Source organism: Shimwellia pseudoproteus (genome assembly GCF_016415625.1).
Lineage (GTDB): Bacteria > Pseudomonadota > Gammaproteobacteria > Enterobacterales > Enterobacteriaceae > Shimwellia > Shimwellia pseudoproteus.
Genome location: NZ_WBXP01000046.1, coordinates 20,075 through 29,023 on the forward strand (window position 1 = coordinate 20,075; position 8,949 = coordinate 29,023).

Sequence of the window (8,949 nt, forward strand, 5' to 3'; positions counted from 1 at the left end):
CATGACAGATCTCCCCGCCACAGTACGCTGGCAACTTTGGATCGTGGCGTTTGGCTTTTTTATGCAAACCCTGGATACCACCATTGTGAATACCGCCCTGCCCTCCATGGCGCACAGTCTGGGGCAGAGCCCGCTGCATATGCACATGGTGATTGTCTCCTATGTGCTGACCGTGGCGGTGATGCTGCCCGCCAGCGGCTGGCTGGCAGACCGGGTTGGGGTGCGTAATATCTTTTTCTGCGCCATTGTGCTGTTTACTATTGGCTCGCTGCTCTGTGCCCGGGCGACCACCCTGGACGCCCTGGTGATGGCCCGGGTGGTTCAGGGCATTGGCGGGGCGATGATGGTGCCGGTGGGACGGCTTACCGTGATGAAAATTGTCCCCCGGGAACAGTATATGGCCGCCATGACCTTTGTGACCCTTCCCGGCCAGGTGGGGCCGCTGTTAGGGCCGGTGGTTGGCGGCTTACTGGTGCAATATGCCTCGTGGCACTGGATTTTTTTAATCAATCTGCCGGTGGGAATTATCGGCGCCATTGCCACCCTGTGGCTGATGCCCAACTACACCATGCAGACCCGGCGTTTCGATCTTAGCGGTTTCTTCCTGCTGGCCTTTAGCATGGCGGCCCTGACCCTGGCGCTGGACGGCAAGGGCGGGCTGGGGATCAGCACCCTGAGCCTGTCATTGCTGATTGCGGCCGGGGCGGTGTCAATGTTGCTCTACTTGTGGCACGCCAGGGGCAATGCCCGGGCGCTGTTCAGCCTTGATTTGTTTTCCACCCGCTCTTTTTCCATTGGCCTGCTGGGCAGCCTGCTGGGCCGTATCGGCAGCGGGATGCTACCGTTTATGACCCCGGTATTCCTGCAACTGGGAATGGGGCTGTCGCCGTTCCATGCCGGGCTGATGATGATCCCGATGGTGCTGGGCAACATGGGCATGAAGCGTATTGTGGTGCAAGTGGTTAACCGCTTCGGCTACCGCCGGGTGCTGGTGACCAGTACCCTCGGCCTGGCGGTGGTGAGTCTATTGCTGGCGCTGGTCGGCATGCTGGGCTGGTTCTGGCTGCTGCCGGTGGTGCTGTTCTTCCAGGGGATGGTTAACGCTATCCGCTTCTCATCCATGAATACCCTGACCCTAAAAGATCTGCCGGATAACCTGGCCAGTAGCGGCAACAGTTTACTGTCGATGATCATGCAGCTGTCGATGAGTATCGGTGTTTCGGTGGCCGGGCTGCTGTTGGGGTTCTTCGGCCAGCAGCATTTGGCGGGGTCCACGGGGATGGCGGCCAATGCACATCCGCTGTTTTTGTACACCTACATCGCGATGGCCGTCATTATCGCGCTACCGGCGCTGGTGTTTGTCCGGGTGCCCAATGACACCACCAAAAATGCCGTGATTGCCCGGCACAGAAGGAGTCATGAGTAATGAAAATGTGGCGACCGGGGATCACCGGGAAGCTGTTCCTGGCCATTTTAACCACCTGTATTGTGGTGCTGATCCTGATGCACTGGGCGGTGCGGATAAGCTTTGAACGGGGCTTTATCGACTATATCAAACACGGCAATGAGCAGCGGCTTAACCTGCTCAGCGATACCCTGGGCGAGCAGTACGCCCAGCGCGGCAACTGGCGTTTTTTACGCCATAACGACCATTATATGTTCCAGCTATTGCGCTCGTTCGACCGCGACCCGGACAACGATATCAATATGCCCCCCCACGGCTGGCGTACCCAGTTTTGGGTGACTGATGCCGGGGAAAAAATGCTGGTGGGCCCGCCACCGCCGATTCCCCGGGACGGGATGCGCCGGGCTATCCGGGTCAATAATGAGATTGTCGGCTGGGTGATTGCCTCCCCGGTGGAGCGGTTAACCCGCAGCACCGATATTAACTTTGATCGCCAGCAGCGGCGCACCAGCTGGCTGATTGTGGTGTTGTCTATTCTGCTGGCGGCGGGGGCGACCTTTCCGCTGGCCAGAGGGCTGCTGCGGCCGGTTAAGCGCCTGGTGGAAGGCACCCACCGCCTCGCCGCCGGGGACTTTGCCTCCCGGGTCAACCCGGGCACCAACGACGAGCTGGGCCGTCTGGCCCAGGATTTTAACCGGCTGGCCAGCTCGCTGGAGAAAAGCCAGCAGATGCGCCGGGCTTTTATGGCGGATATTTCCCACGAATTGCGCACCCCGCTGGCGGTGCTGCGCGGTGAGCTGGAAGCCATCCAGGACGGCGTGCGCCAGTTTACCCCGGACACGGTGGCCTCCTTACAGATGGAGGTCGCCACCCTGACGAAACTGGTCGACGATTTACATCAGCTGTCCCTTTCCGACGAGGGGGCCCTCGCCTACCAGAAGCGGCCCATTGATATTATTGCCCTGCTGGAAATGGCGGCGGGGATCTTCCGTGAGCGTTTCCATTCCCGGTCACTGGCGATTAACCTGGCGCTGCCGGACGACGTGACGGTGTTTGGCGATCCTGACCGCTTATCCCAGTTGTTTCACAATCTGCTGGAAAACAGCCTGCGCTATACCGACAAAGGCGGCCAGTTGACCATTAGCGGCCAGATAACCGGTAACCAGCTGATACTGACCTTTGCCGACACGGCCCCCGGGGTTACGGATCAGCAACTCGACAAACTTTTCGAGCGGTTTTACCGTACCGAAGGCTCCCGTAACCGGGCCAGCGGCGGCTCTGGACTCGGCCTGTCAATTTGCCAGAACATTGTCGAGGCACACGGGGGGCATATCCGTGCTGAACATTCGCCTTTCGGGGGCGTAAGCATTAAAGTAGCGTTACCGCTGGACACCGCTTTACAGAGAACAAAATGACTGAGTTACCGATTGATGATTCGACGCCGCGTATCCTGATTGTGGAAGATGAACCCAAACTGGGGCAGTTGCTTATCGACTATCTGCGGGCCGCAAGTTATGCGCCGACCCTGATAGCCCACGGTGATCTGGTGCTCAGCTATGTTCACCAGACCCCGCCGGATCTGATCCTGCTGGATTTGATGCTGCCGGGGACTGACGGCCTGACCCTGTGCAAAGAGATCCGCCGTTTTTCTGATATTCCCATCATTATGGTGACCGCCAAGATAGAGGAGATCGACCGCCTGCTGGGGCTGGAGATCGGTGCCGATGACTATATCTGTAAGCCTTATAGCCCGCGGGAAGTGGTTGCCCGGGTTAAAACCATCCTGCGGCGCTGTAAGCCCCGCACCGGCGGGCAGTTCCCGGATCAAACAGCGGCGGCGCTTATCATTGATGAAGGCCGTTTCCAGGCAAGCTGGCGCGGCAAAGTGCTGGATCTCACCCCGGCAGAGTTCCGCCTGCTGAAAACCCTGTCTGCGGAGCCGGGGAAGGTCTTTTCCCGGGAGCAGTTACTGAACCACCTGTATGACGATTACCGGGTGGTGACCGATCGCACCATCGACAGCCATATCAAGAACCTGCGCCGTAAACTGGAAGCGCTGGATAGCGAAGAGTCGTTTATCCGCGCGGTGTATGGGGTTGGCTACCGCTGGGAAGCCGACGCCGGCTCGATTGTCTGAGCGGAGACCCGTTACCGCCAGAGCCAAATCACACCCTCAGTAGGACCCGGTACCGACACTGTGGCAAGGTGATCCGCTATTTTCCGCCAGCACATGTTCTGTTGACTTATTCTGTAAAAAGACTACTTTTCAGGACATGAAGAAGATACTTATTATTGTCCCCGATGGCGGTATGTTGTTTGAATCCGCCGGTATTGCCGACATTTTGATGCAGGCCAACCGCCTGTACTCAGGTGGCGCCACGGAAATCTGTTACCAGGTGCAGTTAGCGACAACCCAGCCGCATCAGGTGATCCACGGTCAGTCCGGTTTAAACCTACTGGCGGATCACCGCCTGCATGAGATAGACCCTCGCGAGCCTCTTGATACCATTATTGTCACCGGCAGAGGCCAAAACCCCCAGGAAAGGATTGCGGTGGTTGACTGGCTGCGCCTTGCCGCGCCCCATGCCCGCCGCATTGCATCCATTTGCGGCGGCGCGATGCTGCTGGCGCAAACCGGGCTGCTGGACGGCAGGCGCGCCACCACCCACTGGAAGCTACTGGAAACCCTGCAGGCAGAATTCCCTCAGGTGCATGTCGAAGGCGGCCCGCTCTACATTCAGGACGAGCACATCTGGACTTCTGGCGGGGTCAGCGCCGGCTTTGACCTGACACTGGCGCTGGTGGAAGAGGATTACGGTTTTAGCCTGGCGCGTGATATCGCCCAGGACTTCGTGATGTACCTGCGCCGCCCTGGCGGCCAGTTGCAGTTTAGCCGCTACAACCTTCAGCAAACCAGCCCCCAGGGCCCGATTAACGATCTGCTGGCCTGGTTGCCGGGGAACCTCACCGCCGACCTCTGTGTGGAGAAACTGGCGGAAAAAGTCGCCATGAGCCCGCGTAATTTCACCCGCGTATTTACCCGGGAAACCGGCGCGTCACCGGCACGCTACGTCGCCGAAGCCCGCCTGGCTGCTGCCAGGCAACGTCTGGAACAGACCAGTGAGACACTGGAACGTATCGCCGAACAAACGGGATTTGGCAGCAGCATTAATCTGCGACGGCTGTTTGAAAAACAACTTCAGCTCACGCCCGGTGAATACCGCCAGCGTTTTCACTGTCGTAAAATGGCGTAAAGTGATCCTTTTTTGTCATTTACGCCAACCTATGACCGGCCTACATTATCTTCAGAGACAACAGATAAGGAGTTGATCATGGTAAAGGTCGGTATTAACGGTTTTGGTCGTATCGGGCGCAACGTACTGCGTGCTGCGCTGGGTAACCCGGAAATTCAGATTGTGGCAATCAACGATCTGACAGACAGTAAGACACTGGCGCATTTACTGAAATACGACTCACTGCTCGGTAAACTCGACGCCGATGTTACCGCCGGTGAAGGGCAGCTTGTGGTTGATGGTAACCCCATTACCGTGTTCAGTGAACGCGACCCGGCCAACATCCCGTGGCGTCAGCGAGATGTCGATATTGTTATTGAAGCGACCGGCTTCTTCACTGACCGCGATAAGGCGGCGGTGCATATCCACCGCGGTGGCGCAAAGCGGGTAATTATCTCCGCGCCCGGTAAAAACGATGATTTAACCATCGTGATGGGCGTTAACGATGGCCTCTACTCCCCGGATAAACACTACGTGGTCAGCAACGGTAGCTGCACCACCAACGGTCTGGCGCCCGCCGCGCAGGTTCTGCACCAGCATTTCGGTATCCGGCATGGCCTGATGAATACCACCCACGCCTATACCAACAGCCAGGCGCTGCACGACCAGCCGGAAAAAGATTTGCGTGGCGCCCGCGCCGCGGCACTGTCGATTGTGCCTTACTCCAGCGGTGCCGCGAAGGCGCTGGGTAAAGTGATTCCGGAGCTGGATGGCCGCTTGACCGGTTACTCGCTGCGCGTACCGGTTCCGGTGGTGTCCATTGTCGACCTGACCGTAACGCTTGAGCGGGATGTGACCGCAGAAGAGGTCAATAAGGCGTTTCGTGAAGCCGCCGCAACCGGACCACTGAAAGGGATCCTCGGCTATAGCGATGAGCCATTAGTGTCCAGCGACTACCAGGGTGACCCGCGTTCTTCCATTATTGACGGCCTGTCAACGCTGGTGATTGGCGGTAATATGGTCAAAATTCTGGCGTGGTATGACAATGAATGGGGATTCTCCAATCGCCTCGTCGATCTGGCGCTTTTGATGGCAAGGCATGAACACTAACGCCGGCCCTCTCACGCTGTCTAAAATCCACGCCTGACGTGGATTTTTTTTATCCCTGTCGTGGGTTAGCTGCTCCGTGGCAGCCTGTTGCCCCGGGGCTGACTGAATGCTTTTTAAACCCTCACGTTGCCTGCAATAACCTGCCATGAAAATAAATGACTACGGCTTGCGGGGTCCGCTTAGTGCCAGAAGCGGACGTTGTACAGAACACGCGAGTTTCCCCTGAATGCCTGAACTCATCATCGAAAAGATATCTAAACAGATCCATTATACTTAAGCACATCAATTAACAGAGAAAATGCCGAACCCGCATGGCGTCGGTGTGGGTAGTACAAATGATACCCGGGTAAGTCTGGCGTAAATTTCTCCAGAACGCGGGTCAGTTTTTTTTCTTCAATAGCCTGCTGAACCTGGTCATAAGGCAGATACGCGAGGCCGTGCCCGTCAATCGCTGCATCGAGGATCAGGTCTATCGTATTCAATAGCAGTTGTCCTTCCATGCGAACCCTGACTTCGCGCCCTCCACGCACTAATCTCCAGCGATTCGCGGTACCCGATGAAGGAAGGTACAGATTAATAGCCTGATGATCGACCAGGTGCGCCACAGACACTGGAATACCTTTTCGCGAGAGATATTCTGGCGCACCAACAATTGCCATCGGGATATCGGGCCCGATTCGAACAGCAATCATATCCTTATCCATCTCTCCCCCCAGGCGAACCCCGGCATCAAAACGCTCTGAGACGACATCAGTCAGGCCGTAATCGATGAGCAGCTGCACATTAATATCAGGGTGAGATTTCAACAGCGTGCGCATGGCGGGCAACAATATGGTCTTTGCGGCATGTTCCACTGTGGTAATGCGTATTGTGCCTGAGGGGCAGTCACGCAGATCGCCTAATGAGGCCAGAGTCGAGTCTATGTCGTGCAGCATGGGACCAAGAACAGACAAGAGGTGTTCACCCGCCTCTGTGGGAACAACGCTGCGTGTAGTACGCGTCAGAAGCCGCAGGCTCAGGCGCTCTTCTGTTCGGCGCACTATCTGGCTTAGCGCTGACTGGGCCATGCCCAGACGGGCGGCAGCCCGGGTGAAACTACGCTCTTCGGCGACGGCCACGAATGCCATCAGATCGGCTATCTCATCGCGTTTCATCTCTGTGTTTTCATCCGGCAATTAATCATTTAAATGATAAGTCCAATCATTATTTTGGGTCTAATCATCTTAATGATCAATGGCTATAGTTATCCCATCAAACATGACAGATAGCCGACAGCCCAATGAGGAACCGGATGATGAACCAGAAAATCAGTTTCACCAACAGCAATATCCCGACAATCTCTTTGTCCGCCGTGCTTTACTTCCCAGCCGCATTTGATGAAAGCCGCAAGTACCCGGCTATTGTGGTTTCTCATCCGGGAGGTGGCGTTAAGGAACAAACCGCCGGTACCTATGCCGAAAAGCTGGCAGAACAAGGGTTTGTGACCGTGGCTTACGATGCGTCTTATCAGGGCGAAAGCGGTGGGGAGCCTCGCCAGCTGGAAAACCCGTACATCCGTACCGAAGATGTCAGTGCGGTGATTGATTACCTGACCACACTGCCTTATGTCGACAGCGCGAAAATTGGCGCGATGGGAATTTGCGCCGGTGCGGGTTACACCGCCAATGCCGCGATTCAGGATCGCCGCATCAAGGCAATCGGAACGGTCAGCGCCGTCAATATCGGCTCGATGTTCCGCAATGGCTGGGAAAACAATGTGAAATCCATTGATGCGCTGCCGTACGTTGAAGCAGGTTCAAATGCCCGTAGTACCGATATTAGCAGCGGTGAGTATGCCACCATGCCGCTGGCGCCCATGAAGGAGTCTGATGCACCAAATGAAGAGTTGCGCCAGGCCTGGGAGTACTACCACACGCCACGGGCACAGTACCCGACGGCCCCCGGATACGCCACGCTGCGCAGTCTCAACCAGATCATTACCTACGACGCGTACCATATGGCGGAGGTGTACCTGACCCAACCGATGCAAATTGTGGCGGGTAGCGCGGCGGGAAGTAAATGGATGAGTGACGATCTGTACGATCGCGCCTCAGGCCAGGACAAGCGCTACCACATTGTCGACGGCGCCAACCACATGGACTTGTATGACGGTAAAGCCTACGTCGCTGAAGCAGTTTCCGTATTAGCCCCGTTCTTTGAGGAGACGCTGTAATGAAACATGTTCAAATCCAGAACGCCGATATGGCCTGGCACATTGCCGCCAATGTTCAGTTTCCACCGGCGTTCGATGAGTCAAAACAGTATCCGGCAATTATCAGCGTCCACCCTTTTGGTAGCTGTAAGGAACAGACGTCCGGCAATGTCTACGGAAAAGCGTTAGCTGAAGCAGGCTATGTCGTGATCGCCTATGACGCCAGTTTCCAGGGGGAGTCCGGCGGCTCTCCACGCTGGGTGGAGGATCCCACTCAGCGCGTGGAAGATATCAGTCGCGTTATTGATTACGCCGTAACCCTGCCGTATGTCGATGCCCAGCGCATTGGCGTGCTGGGTATTTGTGGCGGCGGTGGCTATGCCATAAATGCCGCACTGACAGAGAAACGTATTAAAGCCGTGGTGAGCATCACCGGCGTAAATATCGGTCGTCTTTTTCGCGAAGGCTTCAGTAATTATGACCCTATTGGCGCGCTGAATGCGATGGCGGCACAGCGTACAAATGAAGCCCACGGGGGAGAGGTTCAGGTTAATGAACTGCTCCCCGCCAGCCCGGAAATAGCAATGGCCAGTGGACTGACTGAGCGTGACGTGTTTGAGGCAACAGACTACTACAAAACGCCGCGCGGCGAGCAGCCAGGCGGGGCTACGCGAATGGTGTTCTCGCATGCGCAGAAAACGCTGGCCTGGGATGCCTTCGCTTTTGCGGAAGTGTTGCTGACTCAACCCGTGATGGTGGTGGTCGGTGAAAAAGTGGGCGCTTTCGGGGCTTACCGTGATGGTCTGGAAATCTATGGACGGGCTGCCGTTTCCCGTGACCGCCAGTTAGTCTCATTAGCCGATTTTTCGCATTACGAACTGTATGACAAACCGGAAGCGGTTCGTGAAGCGATGGCTTTGTTGAATAAATCGAACTTTTAGCCGAAATTAGGATCAGATCACCACACTCCTGACCCTGTAGCGACATCCTGTGACAAAGCAAAAGTTCAA

At 56.4% G+C, this 8,949-nt stretch carries 8 protein-coding genes; 7 read left to right on the forward strand and 1 reads right to left on the reverse strand.

Annotation, left to right across the window (positions count from 1 at the left end; all coding sequences use genetic code 11):
* The first annotated feature begins 1 nt into the window (after position 1).
* The 5 genes from mdtD (at position 2) to gap (ending at position 5,748) form a co-directional block, all read left to right on the forward strand.
* Positions 2-1,426: a multidrug transporter subunit MdtD gene (gene mdtD / locus F9C28_RS16410; protein ID WP_199016385.1), complete on the forward strand. Its 1,425-nt coding sequence runs from the start codon at positions 2-4 to the stop codon at positions 1,424-1,426.
* Positions 1,426-2,820: an envelope stress sensor histidine kinase BaeS gene (gene baeS, locus F9C28_RS16415; protein ID WP_199016386.1), complete on the forward strand. Its 1,395-nt coding sequence runs from the start codon at positions 1,426-1,428 to the stop codon at positions 2,818-2,820. Before mdtD ends, baeS begins: the two co-directional genes overlap by 1 nt.
* On the forward strand, positions 2,817-3,542 hold the full coding sequence (gene baeR, locus F9C28_RS16420; RefSeq protein ID WP_199016387.1) for an envelope stress response regulator BaeR: 726 nt from the start codon (positions 2,817-2,819) through the stop codon (positions 3,540-3,542). Before baeS ends, baeR begins: the two co-directional genes overlap by 4 nt.
* Positions 3,543-3,678: 136 nt before the next feature.
* Entirely contained in the window at positions 3,679-4,659 is a 981-nt protein-coding gene (locus F9C28_RS16425; RefSeq protein WP_199016388.1) for a GlxA family transcriptional regulator, read from the forward strand.
* 78 nt (positions 4,660-4,737) lie between these two features.
* On the forward strand, positions 4,738-5,748 hold the full coding sequence (gene gap / locus F9C28_RS16430; RefSeq protein ID WP_199016389.1) for a type I glyceraldehyde-3-phosphate dehydrogenase: 1,011 nt from the start codon (positions 4,738-4,740) through the stop codon (positions 5,746-5,748).
* A 254-nt stretch (positions 5,749-6,002) separates the two neighbouring features.
* Here the strand turns inward: gap and F9C28_RS16435 are convergent, their stop codons facing one another.
* The gene (locus F9C28_RS16435) at positions 6,003-6,902 is read right to left on the reverse strand and encodes a LysR family transcriptional regulator (RefSeq protein ID WP_199016390.1); all 900 of its coding nucleotides are present in this window, start codon (positions 6,900-6,902) and stop codon (positions 6,003-6,005) included.
* 137 nt (positions 6,903-7,039) lie between these two features.
* On the opposite strand from F9C28_RS16435, the gene F9C28_RS16440 reads away from it, so the two are divergent.
* The gene (locus tag F9C28_RS16440) at positions 7,040-7,960 is read left to right on the forward strand and encodes an alpha/beta hydrolase (RefSeq protein ID WP_199016391.1); all 921 of its coding nucleotides are present in this window, start codon (positions 7,040-7,042) and stop codon (positions 7,958-7,960) included.
* The gene (locus F9C28_RS16445) at positions 7,960-8,880 is read left to right on the forward strand and encodes an alpha/beta hydrolase (protein ID WP_199016392.1); all 921 of its coding nucleotides are present in this window, start codon (positions 7,960-7,962) and stop codon (positions 8,878-8,880) included. Before F9C28_RS16440 ends, F9C28_RS16445 begins: the two co-directional genes overlap by 1 nt.
* The last annotated feature ends 69 nt before the right edge of the window (positions 8,881-8,949 follow it).

Bases quoted from the DNA above. Each gene is read 5' to 3' on its own strand.
- mdtD (WP_199016385.1), top strand. From the start codon at position 2: ATGACAGATCTCCCCGCCACAGTACGCTGGCAACTTTGGATCGTGGCG.
- F9C28_RS16445 (WP_199016392.1), top strand. From the start codon at position 7,960: ATGAAACATGTTCAAATCCAGAACGCCGATATGGCCTGGCACATTGCC.
- baeR (WP_199016387.1), top strand. From the start codon at position 2,817: ATGACTGAGTTACCGATTGATGATTCGACGCCGCGTATCCTGATTGTG.
- gap (WP_199016389.1), top strand. From the start codon at position 4,738: ATGGTAAAGGTCGGTATTAACGGTTTTGGTCGTATCGGGCGCAACGTA.
- F9C28_RS16425 (WP_199016388.1), top strand. From the start codon at position 3,679: ATGAAGAAGATACTTATTATTGTCCCCGATGGCGGTATGTTGTTTGAA.
- F9C28_RS16435 (WP_199016390.1), bottom strand. From the start codon at position 6,902: ATGAAACGCGATGAGATAGCCGATCTGATGGCATTCGTGGCCGTCGCC.
- baeS (WP_199016386.1), top strand. From the start codon at position 1,426: ATGAAAATGTGGCGACCGGGGATCACCGGGAAGCTGTTCCTGGCCATT.
- F9C28_RS16440 (WP_199016391.1), top strand. From the start codon at position 7,040: ATGATGAACCAGAAAATCAGTTTCACCAACAGCAATATCCCGACAATC.